17 protein-coding genes are annotated in these 16,704 nt (G+C 39.8%); 5 read left to right on the top strand and 12 right to left on the bottom strand.

From position 1 onward, the window contains the following. Positions 1 to 106 precede the first annotated feature (106 nt). The 5 genes from J1899_RS11100 to J1899_RS11080 all read right to left on the bottom strand — a co-directional run bounded on the left by J1899_RS11100 (position 107) and on the right by J1899_RS11080 (position 4,987). Complete coding sequence (locus J1899_RS11100) at positions 107 to 850, bottom strand: SDR family NAD(P)-dependent oxidoreductase (RefSeq protein WP_214478687.1); 744 nt, start codon at positions 848 to 850, stop codon at positions 107 to 109. A gap of 178 nt (positions 851 to 1,028) precedes the next feature. Next, complete coding sequence (locus J1899_RS11095; protein ID WP_214478686.1) at positions 1,029 to 1,244, bottom strand: hypothetical protein; 216 nt, start codon at positions 1,242 to 1,244, stop codon at positions 1,029 to 1,031. 396 nt (positions 1,245 to 1,640) lie between these two features. Next, on the bottom strand, positions 1,641 to 3,566 hold the full coding sequence (locus J1899_RS11090; protein WP_214478685.1) for an endonuclease MutS2: 1,926 nt from the start codon (positions 3,564 to 3,566) through the stop codon (positions 1,641 to 1,643). A gap of 427 nt (positions 3,567 to 3,993) precedes the next feature. Continuing rightward, the gene (locus J1899_RS11085) at positions 3,994 to 4,584 is read right to left on the bottom strand and encodes a hypothetical protein (RefSeq protein ID WP_214478684.1); all 591 of its coding nucleotides are present in this window, start codon (positions 4,582 to 4,584) and stop codon (positions 3,994 to 3,996) included. A 190-nt stretch (positions 4,585 to 4,774) separates the two neighbouring features. Next, entirely contained in the window at positions 4,775 to 4,987 is a 213-nt protein-coding gene (locus tag J1899_RS11080) for a hypothetical protein (protein WP_214478683.1), read from the bottom strand. Between the two features lie 286 nt (positions 4,988 to 5,273). Between J1899_RS11080 and J1899_RS11075 the strand changes: the two genes are divergently transcribed. The 4 genes from J1899_RS11075 to J1899_RS11060 all read left to right on the top strand — a co-directional run bounded on the left by J1899_RS11075 (position 5,274) and on the right by J1899_RS11060 (position 7,296). Then, the gene (locus tag J1899_RS11075) at positions 5,274 to 5,768 is read left to right on the top strand and encodes a DUF2243 domain-containing protein (protein ID WP_214478682.1); all 495 of its coding nucleotides are present in this window, start codon (positions 5,274 to 5,276) and stop codon (positions 5,766 to 5,768) included. After that, a complete protein-coding gene (locus J1899_RS11070; protein ID WP_214478681.1) occupies positions 5,755 to 6,570 on the top strand; it encodes a cytochrome c oxidase assembly protein in 816 nt (271 codons plus the stop codon). The genes J1899_RS11075 and J1899_RS11070 overlap by 14 nt, the downstream gene beginning before the upstream one ends. A gap of 80 nt (positions 6,571 to 6,650) precedes the next feature. After that, positions 6,651 to 6,809 (top strand): DUF1796 family putative cysteine peptidase, encoded by a 159-nt coding sequence (locus J1899_RS22735; protein WP_214478680.1) that lies wholly within the window; start codon positions 6,651 to 6,653, stop codon positions 6,807 to 6,809. A gap of 34 nt (positions 6,810 to 6,843) precedes the next feature. Next, positions 6,844 to 7,296, top strand: coding sequence for a DUF1796 family putative cysteine peptidase (locus tag J1899_RS11060; protein WP_214478679.1), 453 nt, complete (start codon positions 6,844 to 6,846; stop codon positions 7,294 to 7,296). A gap of 97 nt (positions 7,297 to 7,393) precedes the next feature. Here J1899_RS11060 and J1899_RS11055 read toward each other — a convergent pair whose 3' ends face one another. The 3 genes from J1899_RS11055 to pdxR form a co-directional block, all read right to left on the bottom strand. After that, positions 7,394 to 7,567 (bottom strand): hypothetical protein, encoded by a 174-nt coding sequence (locus J1899_RS11055; RefSeq protein ID WP_214478678.1) that lies wholly within the window; start codon positions 7,565 to 7,567, stop codon positions 7,394 to 7,396. Positions 7,568 to 8,304: 737 nt separating this feature from the next. Next, a complete protein-coding gene (locus J1899_RS11050) occupies positions 8,305 to 8,826 on the bottom strand; it encodes a ClbS/DfsB family four-helix bundle protein (RefSeq protein ID WP_214478677.1) in 522 nt (173 codons plus the stop codon). A gap of 80 nt (positions 8,827 to 8,906) precedes the next feature. Then, on the bottom strand, positions 8,907 to 10,289 hold the full coding sequence (gene pdxR, locus J1899_RS11045; RefSeq protein WP_214478676.1) for a MocR-like pyridoxine biosynthesis transcription factor PdxR: 1,383 nt from the start codon (positions 10,287 to 10,289) through the stop codon (positions 8,907 to 8,909). Positions 10,290 to 10,396: 107 nt separating this feature from the next. Between pdxR and J1899_RS11040 the strand changes: the two genes are divergently transcribed. Then, complete coding sequence (locus tag J1899_RS11040; RefSeq protein WP_214478675.1) at positions 10,397 to 11,104, top strand: aspartate/glutamate racemase family protein; 708 nt, start codon at positions 10,397 to 10,399, stop codon at positions 11,102 to 11,104. A gap of 386 nt (positions 11,105 to 11,490) precedes the next feature. On the opposite strand, the gene J1899_RS11035 is transcribed toward J1899_RS11040, so the two are convergent. The 4 genes from J1899_RS11035 to J1899_RS11020 all read right to left on the bottom strand — a co-directional run bounded on the left by J1899_RS11035 (position 11,491) and on the right by J1899_RS11020 (position 16,690). Next, on the bottom strand, positions 11,491 to 11,961 hold the full coding sequence (locus J1899_RS11035) for a hypothetical protein (RefSeq protein WP_214478674.1): 471 nt from the start codon (positions 11,959 to 11,961) through the stop codon (positions 11,491 to 11,493). A 30-nt stretch (positions 11,962 to 11,991) separates the two neighbouring features. Further along, positions 11,992 to 12,939 (bottom strand): phosphoglycerate dehydrogenase, encoded by a 948-nt coding sequence (locus J1899_RS11030; protein ID WP_214478673.1) that lies wholly within the window; start codon positions 12,937 to 12,939, stop codon positions 11,992 to 11,994. Between the two features lie 176 nt (positions 12,940 to 13,115). Next, on the bottom strand, positions 13,116 to 14,969 hold the full coding sequence (locus J1899_RS11025) for an ABC transporter ATP-binding protein (RefSeq protein ID WP_214478672.1): 1,854 nt from the start codon (positions 14,967 to 14,969) through the stop codon (positions 13,116 to 13,118). Next, positions 14,966 to 16,690, bottom strand: a complete 1,725-nt coding sequence (locus J1899_RS11020; RefSeq protein ID WP_214478671.1) for an ABC transporter ATP-binding protein — start codon at positions 16,688 to 16,690, stop codon at positions 14,966 to 14,968. The genes J1899_RS11025 and J1899_RS11020 overlap by 4 nt, the downstream gene beginning before the upstream one ends. Between the last annotated feature and the right edge of the window lie 14 nt (positions 16,691 to 16,704).

Here is a 16,704-nt window from a genome sequence, read left to right as displayed (position 1 = left end):
CCGTATTACAGAGGAGCTTATTAAAAATAGCTGCCAAATAACGTTAAACATATATACAAGAAAAGGATGCTCCTGTATGAGGAACATCCTTATTATTTCATCTATTTTATAGTGCCCAGCGACCGCCATCAATAATATGGTCTTGACCTGTAATGTAGGAAGATTCATCAGATGCAAGGAACAGCGCAAGCTTCGCCATTTCTTCCGGTTCTCCCAGCCTGCCAATTGGCACCTGGTTGCTTAGGAAATCAATGATATCTTCTGATAAGCCATCTAACAATGGAGTATTAAAGATTCCTGGATTTACAGAGTTAACGCGAATCCCTTTGTCTATATACTCTATTGCAGCCTGCTTTGTCAGCATGACCATTGCACCTTTAGAGACGATATAGGCACCAGAGCCTTTTGTTACACGATAACCGCCGATGGATCCTGTATTGACGATCGAGCCGCCTCCGTTATCAAGCATCATTTTAATCCCTTCCTGCATGACCAGAAACGCACCTCTCACATTTACGCCAAACAACTTGTCCCACTGATCAAGCGGATATTCATGGAGCGGTGTTTCCGTTTGCCCCGTGATTCCTGCATTATTGCAGAGAACATCCAAGCGGCCAAACACTCTCTTGCATTCTTCAAAAATAGCATTCACTTGTTCTGGATCACTTACATCTGCTTTAAACGTATGAAGCTCCCCGCTAACGGTACTTTTTAACTCTTCTACCTTATCACTCACGTCAACGGCAAGAATTCTTGCACCTTCCTTGCTGAACTCTTCAGCCATCGCTTTCCCGAATCCAGATGCAGCGCCAGTAATTACTGTTACTTTTCCTTCTAGTCTCTTACTCATTGATAAGCCTCCTAATGGTTTTTAGCTTAATCATGATGTAAAAATTCTTCGAAGTTAAAAGGGACAATCTCCCTACATTCATCATACTACTTTTTTATAGTTGAGATTTCAAACATTGTGAACTTTTTAGCAAAATTAGATCATTATGAACAAAAAAAAGACCTTCTGACAGAGGTCTTCAATCTTCACCTTTTTCACATGTAACCTGAGACAAGAAACCATCTTTTTTTAAGACAACCTCTCCTACCTCATCAAAGTTCTCAAAACAATCTTCAATAATGGCTTCATTTGTTAGATGGTTTTGATAAATTTTAGTAAACAGTATTCCAGCTACTGTAAAAATGGTGATACTGCCGATGATGGCGATCAGAAGATTTCGTTTTTTATGATTCAACGCTTCTCCCTCCTTATTTGCTTTTATTGTAACATTTAGAATATTGTTTTCATACCTGTGCGTTCTTATTGGGTCAATTATGAAGTCTTAGAATTAAATTGAGAATGTAATTGCGCAAATGGATCTCCCTTAATTCTAAAAATAAACGGAAAAATCCCTTTTATTCTGGGAAATGACACTATTTCCTTCAAAATAAGAGGATTTTTTCCGACTATTAGTGTTAAATCTTAAGATTGTGCTATAAATTCAGCTGATAACCGGAAATTCTCCGCTTATTTTTGCCTTTTTTGCCTCTAAATGGACAATAACCGGAATTCTTCCGCTTAAAATTTCCGATGCCGTCACGAGAGATCAACAGCCGTTAGTAATAGACTGCACTTCAAGACTTTTTTGCTTTTATTCCTCCCCCTCCAGCCACACATCCTCCACATGCTTTTTCTTCTGCTGATGGCTGACTTTGCGGTATTCCTTTGATTTGAAAATAATATCAAAATCATAATCTTCAGGATACAGCTCCTCAGCTCTTATATATAGCTTTAGCCTCTTCTGGTTAATGGAACGCTTTTCTTTTTGCACCTGGACAATATACTGCCCCCCAGCATCTGGCCCCTTATAGATGATGCCGAGTTCATCAGTTTCTGTTAGTTTCACATTGTCACCCATTTTAAAAGCTGGCACTTGTACTTTTTGTGGCTTCGGTGACTCAGACGTTTGCCGCGCATATTTATTGATGACAATCTGTTTTTCATATTGAGCTTCTTTTAAGTTTTGATCATTGGTATAACTGTGAGATTGTTTGTATGTTAAAAGGTGTGCTTTTTCAATCAGCTGCGGATGGAGTCCAAGCTTGTTGGCGATCTGAAATGCCTGACTTCTTCCGCTCTGTCCCAATAAAAGGCGGTACGTCGGCTGCAATGTTTCAAGATCAAACTCCATCGTGGCATTTATAAAACCTTCAGAAGCATCCGCAAACTCCTTCATCTCACTATAATGTGTTGTTGCAAGTAAGGTTGCTCCTTTTTTGTAGAGCTGCTCTAGAATCACGATTGCCAGAGCCATGCCTTCACCTGGATCTGTACCAGAACCTAATTCGTCAAGGAGAACAAGTGAACGATCATTTGTATTTTGTAAAATCTCAATGATGTTAACCAATCGTGAACTAAATGTACTTAGATTCTGCTCAATGCTCTGCCCGTCGCCAATGTCGACGAAAATATGCTGAAACAGGCTGATCCTGCTACCTTCTTTTGTTGGAATTGGCAGGCCGCTTTGTGCCATCAGAGTTAAAAGACCGATTGTTTTTAGTGTGACCGTCTTACCGCCAGTATTTGGCCCTGTAATGACTAATGCATGATGTGATTCACCAAAGGTTAGCGATAAGGGCACAGCTTTTTCACCAAGCATGGGATGACGTGCTTCTTTAAGATCAATGGTGAAGTCTTCTGTTACAATCGGTGCTGCACATTTCATTTTGCGGCTATATTGTGCTTTAGCAAATAACACATCATAATGATGCATCGTTTCAATCGCCATTCGTATTGTCTGCTCATAGGAAAGCAATTTTTCGGTCAGCTCATATAGAATTCGTTCTGTTTCCTGCTCTTCAGCGATGGCTAAAAGTTCGATTTCTGATTGGATGCTGCCCAGTTCAGCTGGCTCAATAAATAAAGTAGCACCTGAAGCAGACGTATCCAGCACCTGCCCTTGAACTTTAGAGCGATATTCTCTTTTAACCGAAAGCGCGAGACGTCCATTTCTTTCTGCAATCAGGCTATCCTGCAGCATGTTCGCAAATCGCTTCGATTTAACTAGCTGGTGTGCTTTATCCTTAATTTTTTCCTTCAGAATAGCTAGCTGCCTCCGCAAATAGGCCAAATCGCTTGAAGCATAATCATCCACCTGTGAGTGGCGGATCACTCTCTGTATTTCGTCTTCCAATTCTTTCACTTCTGGAATTGACATGGCATACAAACTCACATGAGGAGCTGCATATTCTTTATCCTTCATAAACTGTTTAAGCTTCGTGCAATGCTGTAAAAACGAAAGAATAAACGTAAACTGATCGGCACGTATATACAAACCTTTCTTTGCCTGCTCCAAATAAAGCTGCATTTCATCTAGTGTATGAATCGGAACAGAGCTGGAAATATTCAAAATCCTGACCCCTTCTTCCACCTCACGAAGCTGCTGTTCAATTTGCCGTTTATGGTGCATGGGCACAGTAGCACGAACTGTATTTTTGCCAAGAGTGGTTTTCGCATATGAAGCGATCTCTTCAAGAATGTCGTAATATCCTAATACATCAAATGTTTGCTGATTCAATTTTTGTTCCTCCTTAAGTGTTGATTGCAGCCCAAAAAATAAAAAAAGCCGCCATGAACAACAAGTTCATGACGGCATGATGTAGGGTAATTTATCTGGCAATGTTTGCGGTAATCTTATGCATCAGAAAGAGATAGAAATGCTACATTCCTCCAAAAAATGCACACAAAAAAACTACAGCAAACACGCCATAGCTTCGTTACCCGTTCTCTATGCTATGAAGTGTGTTCTTGACTTCCTTGAAAAAGCGCATACTGAATAAACAGGCATCCTCCTGTTTTTTTACGCATTCAAGGCCGTATCCAGTTAACGGTTAGTTAAGAACATTCACACTCATAAAATAATCTCCTTTAAAAGGGCTGCAATTTATATAGTAAGAATACTTTGTTAAAGGTTGTATGTCAACTGATTGTATAAAAATGACAGCTTAATCCTCCCAATAAAAAATAGCATCCATGACGAAATAATTCCCGCGATTACGATAAATGGTAGGAATTTTCGCTTGAAAAGGAAGAAATCTTTTCATCTCTCTGGCATGTAAAATCTCATAATCATATTCTATTAGTGCCTGTTTTAATTGGGCGCCGAACGATTGATATTCTTCGTTCACAGACAAGGAATTAAGACCATCAAGGAGAGTTCCACAGCTCCAGCCAACCCTTTCATTTGTCTCGGTACTGATGTTTCTATATCGAACATCTTCCCCCATTATGGCGACTGGTGCCAGGGTGCTGATATCGATAATAATTCCCTTAACTTCTTCCTCGCGAATACCATTGCTTTCATGAATAGTGTTAACTTCATCTTTGCTGTAACAGAAAAACTCAACAAACGATGCATACCCGCTGCCAAAATGATCCCACTCAGCTTCACATTCTACATGATGAATTCGTTTGATTCGATAATATAATCTTCTTATATGTTCCTTAATTTCCTTCTCATCTTTTGTATCATAAGGAAATATGTCTCCGATTATTTTACCTGCTATCAGGTCCCGTAATTGATTATCTGAAAACATTCTTCAGCCCACCTACAGATTTAATATAGAAAAATATCATTCTTTCAAGTTTACGAACATGCCAGGATTACTAGAATCATTTTCAGATTTAGCTCTCTAATTGCCATTGCACCAGATTGGAAATCTCGTGATCATATTAATGATCATACAGAAATGTAAAAGATAAAAGAGTCCCTGCCTCACTCTTTCCTTAGCGTGATTTCCCTTTATTATTTTTCCTTTTATCAAACCTTACCCATATGAAAAAGAGCAAGACGCCTATTGGTGTAAGAAATGAAGTCATCCATTTGTCCTCATTTGGTAAAATATAGGCTAAAATTGCGAATAAAATGATAAGTGGCAGCATGATGATAAACCACCATCTTACATATTTATTATTGAAGCTGAAGTCAAATCTCTCCATTGTTTTCCTCCTAATTACTTAATATCTGAATATTCAAATAATTAAGTTACTAGACTTTTGGCTGCTTGCAGAAAAAATAAAGCTTCTCTTTAAGAATAACACATCCTTCTTCATGATTGTTTCTGTTGCAAGTAATTTAAGGGAATAACAGGAAGATATTTCAGAGAACCTTACACTTTCCGCTCCTTTCCCTTCTTTTTTCACACTTAAATAAACATTTGTTTATCTGTTCTATATGAAGGCAACACTTAACTTATTTAAACAAAACATTTTTAAGGAGAAGAAGATGGTTAAAAACGAAAATAAAGAACGATTTACTTATGCAAAGCGAAATCTTTGGTCTGGCATTCTATTTGGAATCGGACTAGCCGCTTTTATTGATGAGACCGTTTTTCATCAGCTGCTGCGCTGGCATCATTTTTATGATAAGGCTACAACCGATATCGGCCTGATTTCAGACGGTTTTTTTCATGCGTTTAGCTGGTTCGCGACCATTGGGAGCTTGTTTATGTTCGCTGATCTTCGGCGGAGGAACGGGTTATGGATTATGAGGTGGTGGGCAGGAGTATTAATTGGTGCCGGAGGATTTCAGTTATATGATGGAATCATACAGCATAAATTAATGCGATTGCACCAGATTCGTTATGTAGAAAATGTCATTATTTATGATCTGATTTGGAACATAATAGCAATTATACTGATCTTAATTGGTATAATTTTTGCTGTTCGAACGAGAAACAGACAACGATATAGTAAGGATGTTTCACATGAACATCCTTAATCACATTCATCACTCAGATCCAGCTCACATTGAACATACAGTTTTAGTATTACCTCAGCTGCTCTTGGCATTGCCGTTTGTGGTGGTTTTGGTGATGTATATCCTTGCTGTTGCGGTTTCAAACAAAAAGCACAAAAAATGGCCCATTTATCGTACTGTTTGCTGGATTTTAGGAGTTCTTTTTGCTGTCGTTTCAGTAGCAGGTCCTTTAGCCATTCGGGCACATACCGATTTTACAGCTCACATGTTTGGACATTTATTATTAGGGATGTTAGCGCCTTTACTCATGGCATTAGCGGCGCCGATGACATTGATATTGCGCACACTCAACGTACCACAGGCAAGGAAATTTTCAAAACTGCTAAAAAGCTGGCCATCACAGATGCTTACGAATCCGGTTATTGCCTCCCTTCTTAATGTTGGAGGATTATGGATTCTATACACTACCGATCTATACTCCTTAATGCACCAGAGTACTCTTTTGCATCTAATCATCCATTTTCACGTATTTGCAGCAGGCTATTTATTTACCATTTCCATGATCTATATCGATCCGATTTTCCATCGAACGTCATTTATATTCCGGGCAATTATTTTTGTTGCTGCCTTAGCTGGTCATGGTATTTTATCCAAGTTCATTTATGCCAATCCGCCGAATGGAGTGCCTGCTGATCAGGCAGAAACCGGCGGCATGGTGATGTATTATGGCGGGGATATTATTGATGTATTCATCATCTTCATTCTCTGTTTCCAATGGTTTAGATCAACACGACCTCGAATAAAGATTGCTATAAATCAATAATTATTTTTTCCAGTTTGTCCAAACCATCCATTGATTTCGAGCGTTTACTATAGTATTAATGACGACAAAGGATGAGATGGATGAAGCTACAGGATATAAAGGGTACTTATGATGTTATTGTGAGTATTGGAAATGCTTGTAATCCAGCTATGGAATTAAAGCGGCTAGGTTTAAGATCATTTTCAGGGCCGTTGGATTGGAGTGTTTCCAGTTCGCTTAAATGTAAGCAAGTTATTTGAGCATCGTTTCCGGGGATTTATGGAGCATAGCAACATGAAGTTAATGGATGAGGTTGGCGGATACATGGAAGATGGTGTAGATCAATTCAGGAAGTCTTACTTTCTAAAAGATGAAATTTATGACGTCTTATCTGTTCATGATTTCCCTGTCAACGACCAAAATGACTGGACACTTGGCTATGATTCTTTTAAAGAAAAAAAAGAAAGACGGGTAGAACGATATCTTCATAAAATTCATACAGGAAATCGAATTCTGCTTGTGCGTTGGTTTGGTGATTATGAAGGAGCAGCACAGCTTGAAAAAGTATTAAAGGATTTTGTGACAGGCGATTTCAGAATCCTCCTCCTCTACCCTGTAAATGGACTAACTGAAATTAGAGAAGTTGATTGGGGACTGCAGCATGTTTGTGTGGTTGAGGTACCAAATGAGCCAACAAATAAGGATATTTGGGATTATGTTTTAAATGGGGTAACATTGGCACAATAACTGGGTAAAAGCAAAGAGCTATAGAGCTATATAGCGTAAAGTGAATAATACAGCTTTTCGTTTTTTTGGCTCTTCGCTTTTTGTTTACATAATATTATTATCTTATACTTCGTATGATTAATAAGATCACACCGGCAATCAAGGTGCCCATCAGCAGAATTGTTCCTAATCCAGTACTATATACAAAATACACCTTTGTGTTCATGATTACGTTTACGATTAAAAGGACAAAAATAACAAAGCAGACAGCCACAAGAATACGATGATCCATCCTTCGCCTCAACACTCCAGCTCCTTTCATACAGAAAAGTGCAGGCAACCTGCATTAAAGGGAAACGGTGTCTTTACTTCATGCCTATGTTGAATGGATCTTGTATTATTCACATATTTTCATATGAATGGCTTTACTAGAAAATAGTGTGTTTCTGTGTTTCTCCTTCCCCAACTCTATCGACGACCGGCATTTCGGGAAGTACTTCGGCGGTCTCCTTCCCCAACTCTTTTGATGGGCGGCATTTCGGGAATTACTCTGCCTGTCTCCTTCCCCAACTCTTTTGAAGACCGGCATTTCAGGAAGTACTCTGCCTGTCTCCTTCCCCAACTCTATCGATGGCCGGCATTTCGGGAATTACTTCCCCGTTCTCCTTCCGCAACTCTCTTGAAGACCGTCATTTCAGGAATTACTCTGCCTCTCTCCTTCCCCAACTCTATTGATGGGCGGCATTTCGGGAATTACTTCCCCGTTCTCCTTCCGCAACTCTCTTGAAGACCGTCATTTCAGGAATTACTCTGCCTGTCTCCTTCCCCAACTCTATCGATGGCCGGCATTTCGGGAATTACTCTGCCTCTCACCTTCCCCAACTCTCTTGATGGCCGGCATTTCGGGAATTACTCTGTCTCTCTCCTTGCCCAACTCACTTGATGACCGGCATTTCAGGAAGTACTCTCTACCTTTCTATCTTACTATCTGCTTTATTCTTTTAATTAACAGGAATATTGCTAATTCTTTTAACCAATTTTATTCCTTTTCAAATGATTTTCATATTTTTTAATGATTTTATTGGCCCAAGCATAGTGACTGGAGGTGTTCGCAACAAAATAGGCTCCGAGTGAGCTTGTGCCTGTCCATTTGTAATACTTCTTTGTGAAAAGCTCTTCATTTGTATGAGATTCAATGAGCTTCATCATTCGTTCATGACTTTCTTTTACTAAGTCGATCCCGACAGATAATTCGGTTCTCGAATATTTTTCCTGAATGGATCGGTTCAAATCGGGTGTGGTTCTCCATGTATATCCTTCTGCGGGCATAGCGGGTTTTTCCCCATTCATTCCGGTTGTATACCAATTTTCTAAGAACAAATGCCATTCATGCAGATGGCAGATCAGATCTCGAATCGAACGATTTAATCCTGGAAATTCGAATTCGTTTGTTCTCAGTGGTTCTGGGATTGACTGAATACGTTGAAATAGTTCAGCGAAATGATCATTGCTCGCCTGGATTAGGTCTTCTTTATTTTGCGGTCTGGCCATCGGTCTTCTCCTCCTCTTATAACTCTCCTTCCATTGTACCTTTTTATTGATGAGGTTTTGTGTGATTTTTCTTACTATTCCTAAATATTCCTTTTTAAAATTTCTACGCCTTTTTTCAGCTCTTCCACTGTTATTCCTCCATAGCCTAAGACAATTTTATCTCCATGACTGCCTTTGTTCAGGGCAAAGTGTTCAACAGGGTAAATTTTAATGCCTTCCTGCATCAGCTTTTCACATAATCCATCGGTAAAAGTAATGCCCGGAAATTGGGCGACGATATGCATTCCTGCTGCTTTTCCAATGACATGGACAGATGGAAAGGCTTGATGCAGCGCATCTGTCAGAACCTTTCTTCGTTCTATATAGATTTTTTTCATCTTCCGTACATGTTTGTCAAGATGCCCTTCATCGATAAAACGAGCGAGTGCATATTGTTCAATGGATGACGTATGCCGATCTGAATACCACTTTAAACTGTAAAAAGGTTCAATTAGAGGTTTCGGCAGAACCACATATCCGATCCGTAATGCAGGAGATAAAATTTTACTGAAGGTTCCTACATAAATGACCGAGTCAGGATCAAGTCCCTGTATGGATGGAACGGAACCTCCTTCATAGGTGAATTCACTATCATAATCATCTTCTACTATATAGCTGTCCATTTTCCGCGCATATTCTAATAGCTGGACTCTTCTTTGAATTGTTAATGTTCCTCCTAAAGGGAATTGGTGCGAGGGAATCACGAAGGTAAAACTTGGCCGCCTTTCAGGCAATAATGCCGGCTGAATTCCTTCATGATCGGCTGCTACAGGATAAATGGAGGCGTCTGCATTTGTAAAAATATTTCTCATTTCATCTGTAACGGGGTCCTCCACCGCAATAAAATCATCCTTTTTCACTAGCAGCTCTGTGATGAGCTTTAATGCCTGAGTTGCACCAGATGTGATAACGATTTGAGAGTGATCACAGATTACACCGCGGGCTCTTCTTAAATAGTTGACTAACACCTTTCTTAAGGACAAAACACCACAAGGATCTCCATAGCCAAATATGGAGGATGGAGCATCCAGACAAACATCTTTTGTTAATTGAGCCCATTTCTTTCTTGGAAAATGGTCAATTGCAGGGTTGCCCCCTTTAAAATCAATAAAAGTTGGCTGTTTTTCAAACATAATTCCTTGCGGCGTTATGCTTCCCCCTTTTTTAGCAGCTTTAATGGACGCCCCTTTTGCAACAAAGGTACCGCTTTTTGGGATTACTTCCAGATACCCTTCTGACAATAGGCGGTCATATGCTTCAATAACAATATTACGTGAAATATGCAAACTGCCTGCAACCACTCGTGTTGAAAAAATGCGTTCTCCCTCGTGGAGCTCATCATTTAAAATAAGGGATCTAATTTGCTCATATAACTGCTGTGTTAATGTGACGCTGCTTTGCCGATTCAAGTCTTTTAGTATCATACTGATGCTCCTTTAAACTGGTACTATAAAATTAACCGTTTTCTGGATCTATTATAATACCAGATTAACATGATACGATGATGAAAAAAATAGAGGAGCGTTTAAATATGAAAACAATCGGATTAATTGGCGGCTTAAGCTGGGAATCAACAAGTGAATACTACCGCATTATCAATACAGCGGTGAAAAATAAACTCGGCGGTCTGCATTCAGCAAAATGTTTGATTCACTCTTTCAATTTTGAAGAGATTGCAGATATGCAAAGAACTGGAAAATGGAAGGAAGCAACAGAAAGTATGGTGGAAGCTGCAGTTAAGCTAGAACAAGCTGGTGCAGAAGTCATCGTCATATGCACGAATACGATGCATAAAATGGCGATGGAAGTTCAAGAGGCTGTTTCTGTTCCCCTCATTCATATAGCAGAATCAACAGCTCATGCCATAAAACAGCAAAATTTAAAAAAGGTAGCTCTGCTTGGAACGGCATTTACTATGGAACAGCCTTTTTACAAGGACATCCTCTCTAAACACGGAATCGAAACGATCATTCCAAATGAGGCTGATCGCCAAATGGTACACAGCGTGATTTTTGATGAGCTTTGCCAAGGCAGATTTTTAGAAGATTCTCGAGTGAAATACCAGGAATTAATTTCAAAATTGGAAGCAGAAGGAGCAGAAGGCGTTATCTTGGGCTGCACCGAAATACCGCTGCTCATAAAGCAGGAACACAGCAGCCTTCCTCTTTTGGATACCACATATCTGCATGCAATGGCTGCAGTTGAATATGCGATGGATCTGGAGTTTTATTCTGCTTGATTGGGGAGTTTGGATAGAAGCAGTAATCGCGGATTAACGACCGAAGGGCACGGATCTGTATGAGGTGGCTCGTTAAAACCTTGCGTTAACGATCGAAGTGCTTGGATTGGTCTGAGTTGAGTTGTTAAAACCTTGGGTTAACAACCGAAGAACTTGAATTAGTCTGAATTGGGTTGTTTAAACCTTGGATTAACGACCGAATAGCTTGAATTAAACTAAGTTGGGTCATTAAAACCCTGGGTTAACGACCGAAATACGTAAATGACTCAAGGTTAGGTTGTTAACTTAATACAGGGGCAATCTTGCCCCTGTATTTAACGTAAATACATCATCCAATTCCCTACCCTATCCAAACAAAATCACTAGATTCAAATTACCCCATTACCTCAATACCCCTCCGTTTTTCCTCTAAAAGGAACCAACACCCCTATCACAATCGTTAAAACCACAAATGCAATAAAGGTATTAATATTAAAATACTGGTTATTCACATGAATAGATAAAAACACTGCGATATCTTGGATATAATCTTCATCAACATAGCCAAACTGCTCTTTATATCCCTGTCTCATCTCATCAACATACCGTACAAAAGACCAGCGCTGATACATAACCGCACTTGCGCAATAGGCGCTACCAGCGACAGCAATTATCCATTTCTTCTTAAAAGGGAGCACTCGAAAGATCCTTCTCCAAAACACAATTAGATAGAATAATATAAACGGCAGCAATAGAACAAAGAGAATAGCAGGATTTCCATTGCCAGAACTGCTGCCCGGAGCAGGTGTCATTAAATTAGAAAAGATGAATCCTCCAGCTGTAAATAGCAGAACAGTAATCAGTATCCCCATTTTCACACGAGCATCGACCTCCACAAAACGAATAACTTAATGAACGACAAAAAGAAGTTCTTCCTCTTCAATAAAACGCTGAATGTTGTCAATCGTAATTGTGCTGATGTTAACGATTGCTTCGTAGGTTGCACCGCCAATATGAGGGGTTGCAATGACGTTAGGCAGCATGGAAAGCTCATTTTGCGAGGGCTCTACTTCGAATACATCTAAAGCTGCACCCCGAATGCCGCCATTTTTCAGCGCTTCTACTAAATCTCCTTCATGAATCAGTCCGCCACGCGAGATATTGATCAAAAAGGCACTGGATTTCATTTTCCTTAAAGTATCTCGGTTGATAAAATGTTTATTTTTACTAGTTAATGAGGTTGATAAGATCACATAATCAGATTCAGTTAATAAAGTATCCAAATCAGTAAAACGCACATTCAATAGAGCAGCTGCTTCTTCGTTCTGATAATTCCCGTAAGCCATCACTTCCATTGAAAACCCATTCGCACGCTTGGCAATAGCCTGCCCAATGGATCCAAAACCGACAATCCCCAGTTTTTTGTTATGTACTTCATTTCCAAGCGAGTTGTTCCAAACTCTCGTTTTCACTTCTGCATCCTTTTGCGGAATGCTTCTTGAGCTGGCAAGCATCAAACCAAAAGCAAGATCTGCAGCAGACTCTGCATTTTGACCAGGTGCATTACTTACGATAATCCCTTTTTCTTCAGCATAAGCTACGTCAATATTGTCATAGCCGGCTCCAAACTTAATGATATATTTTAGATTTGTTGCTGCATCAATAACATCACGATCAATTTTCACAACAGCCACTACAATTATATCAGCAGTCGCTGCTTCTTTAAGCAACTCTTCCTTCCTCACTCCATCGTCGGTTTTCATCACCGTGACATTGGTGCACAACTTTTCTGTTTCTTCAATTAATTCCGGATAGGCTGCGACAAATGCATCTCTTACTAAAATTAAAGCATTCATTCTATTTCCCTCTTTTACATTCATTTTCTTTTTTACTATTATAATCAAACATAACGTTATTAGCTGAATTTATAAAGTCTAACGCTAAAAAAACTTTAGCTTGAATTAAAAATAAGCTTAATAGTCAGTTGCAAATTCCCTTTCTAGATAAAAAAGCAGGAGAGACACTCTCCTGCTCATCCTGCTTCTGCACTTGAAAACTGACTATAGTATAGGTCAGCATAAAATCCATTTTGCTCTAACAGTTCATGATGATTTCCCTGCTCAATCACTTGACCATCTTTCATGACGAGAATAAGGTCTGCATCCTGAATCGTAGATAAACGGTGGGCAATGACAAAGCTTGTTCGCCCTTCCATCAAGTTGTTCATTGCCTGTTGAATCAGACGCTCTGTTCGTGTATCTACACTTGATGTCGCTTCATCTAAAATCATAATGGCTGGGTCGGCAAGAATGGCCCGAGCAATCGTTAATAGCTGCTTTTGTCCTTGTGAGATATTCGAAACCTCTTCATTTAACACAGTATCATATCCATCTGGCAGTGTACGGATAAAGTGATCTGCTCTTGCAGCGACCGCTGCTTTTACAATTTCTTCTTCAGTTATATCTCCATTTTTTCCGTAAGCAATATTATCGCGTATCGTACCATTAAATAACCATGTATCCTGAAGAACCATGCCGAAATTCTGACGAAGGTTACCTCTGTTCACTTTTGAAATATCTTGATGATCAATCGTAATACGTCCCCCTTTTAGCTCGTAAAAACGCATGAGAAGATTGATTAAGGTTGTTTTTCCCGCACCTGTAGGTCCAACAATGGCAACTGTCTGTCCTGGTGCAACTTTTATATTCATATCTTTAATCAGCAATTCTTCTCCGTAGCCAAAGTCAACATTTTCAAATGATACAGCACCATTTTGGATTTTGTCCATTTTGTTCTCTGTAACATTTTCTTCTTCTTCATCCAGCACTTCAAATACACGTTCAACTGCTGCAACAGTTGCCTGAACGATATTGGCAATATTAGCTGTTTGGGTGACAGGCTGAGTGAACTGCTTTGAATAAGTGATAAATGCTTGAATATCACCTATTGATATCGAGCGATTAATAACTAAAATTCCGCCCACTACACTGATGACGACATAACTTAAATTTCCGATAAACATCATCATCGGCATCATAATGCCGGAAATAAATTGTGCTTTATAGCCTGCTTTATAAAGTGATTCGTTGACCTCATCAAAATGATTCAGTGCTTTTTCTTCACGTCCGAATGCTTTGACGATTTGATGTCCTGTATAGGTTTCTTCGATATGGCCATTGAGCTCACCGAGTGTGCGCTGCTGCGCTGCAAAGTGCGCTTGTGACTTTTTCAAAAATGGTGTAATCACAAACATCGATAATGGCAAGCTAACGATGGAGATCAGCGTAAGCAAAGGACTGATGGTCAGCATCATGATAATAATCCCAACAATCGTGACAATCGATGTAATAAACTGCGTCACACTTTGCTGAAGCGTGCTCCCGATGGTATCAATATCATTGGTTACTCTGCTCAATATTTCTCCCTTTGGTCTGCCGTCAAAATACTGAAGAGGCAGTTTTTCAAGCTTTTCGTTTATGTCCTCGCGCAGGCGATATACCGTTAATTGCGCAACACTGGACATGACGTACTGCTGAACAAATGTAAATAACGAGCTAATGACATAAAGGCCGGCAAGAAGCAGCAGCATTTGACCGATTGCTCCAAAATCAACGGCGGCACCAGGGACGCCTGATAATTTGCCGTAAATTCCTTCAAATAGCTCCGTAATGGCATTACCCATAATTTTCGGTCCGACAATCATAAAGACCGTACTCAAGATCGCTGCTATAAAAACAAACAGAAGCTGTTTTCGCTGTGGTTTTAAATAGGATAACAGTCTGAACAAAGTGCCTTTAAAGTCTTTTACTTTCTGTCCGCCAGCTATCATGTTTGGATTGGGATGTTTTCTTCCTGATCCTCGCTGTGTGTTATTTTCTGAACTCATGCTGTTTCCTCCTCTGAGGATTGTGACTTCACAATTTCACGATACACTTCATTTTCTTCCATTAACTCTTTATGTGTTCCGATACCGGCCATTCTTCCTTTGTCTAAAACGATGATCCGGTCTGCATCCACCACTGTACTGATCCGCTGAGCAACAAGAACAACCGTTGCATCCTTCGTTTCTTTTTTTAAAGCTGCGCGAAGATTTTTATCTGTTTTATAATCCAATGCAGAGAAGCTATCATCAAATATATACACATCCGGTTTTCTTACTAATGCCCGTGCAATGGATAGGCGCTGTTTTTGGCCGCCTGAAAGATTTGAGCCGCCCTGAGCCAGCATGGTATCGTATCCTTGATCCATTTTGCTTATAAATTCATGTGCCTGTGCAACCATAGCGGCATGTTTCACTTCGTCTTCAGTTGCATCTTCTTTTCCGTATTTGATATTCTCAGAAATACAGCCTGTAAATAACAGTGCCTTCTGCGGAACAAGTCCAATTTTAGAACGGACACTTTCCTGTGATGCATGACGGACATCAACACCATTAATAGAGATAACACCTGAAGTAATGTCATAAAACCTAGGGATTAAATTTACCAGAGTTGATTTACCTGCGCCGGTTCCTCCGATGATGGCTGTCACTTCACCAGGGTTCGCTTTAAAGCTGATATGCGATAGAGCCGGTTCCTCTGCCCCTGGATAATGAAAGGTAACATCCTCAAATGATAACGTCCCTTTGTCTTGGTCCGCTTGTGTTGATCCCTGATCCACAAACGTTGGCTTCATTTCCAGAACTTCATTTACACGCTGAGCCGAAACAGATGCTCTTGGAATCATAATAAACATCATCGATGCCATGATGAGAGCAAACATCATTTGTGTGATATATTGAATAAACGCCATTAAGTCTCCGACCTGCATGCCGCCATTATCAATGCGAATGCCGCCAAACCAAATGACAGCGACAACCGTTAAATTCATAATCAGCATTAAAACCGGCATTAAAAACGCCATGATCCGGTTTACTTTTATTGAAACATCTGTTAGATCTCTATTTGCTTTTTGCAGGCGGGCCTTTTCTTGTTTTTCACGGTTAAAGGCACGAATTACGCGGATACCGGTTAGATTTTCACGCATGACAAGGTTTAATCGATCTAATTTATCTTGAACAAGCTTAAATAATGGCAATGCTTTTTTCATAATAAAATAGATGGAGACTGCAAGAATCGGCATGGTCACAAGAATAATCAGCGAAAGTTTTGCATCTTTTGATACCGCCATGATCAAACCGCCGACAAACATAATCGGTGCACTGACAACCATACGAAGCATCATAATCACTACCTGCTGGATCTGCGTAATGTCATTGGTCGTCCGCGTAATTAAAGAAGCGGTGCCGACCGAATCAAAATCCTGCATGGAAAACTCGTCTACATGCTTGAAAACTTTACGGCGCAAATCACGGCCAAAGCCCATTGCAGACTTAGATGCATAATAACTTGCCCCTACAGATGCGAGTGCACCAAGCGCTGAAACGGCGAGCATTAATCCCCCGATTCGCCAAATAACGCCTGTATCCCCAACAACAACACCATTGTCAATGATATCCGCCATTAATGTGGGCAAATATAAATCAGATAAAACTTGTATAAAAATAAGAGCAAAAACAGCTAAAATCATCCATTTATATGCTGATAACTGCTTGGTTAGCTTTAACATACTGTAATAACTCC

This window comes from Cytobacillus gottheilii, from assembly GCF_018582665.1.
GTDB classification, from domain to species: Bacteria; Bacillota; Bacilli; order Bacillales; family Cytobacillaceae; genus Cytobacillus; species Cytobacillus gottheilii.
This window is presented reverse-complemented; position numbering and strand designations above follow the sequence as displayed.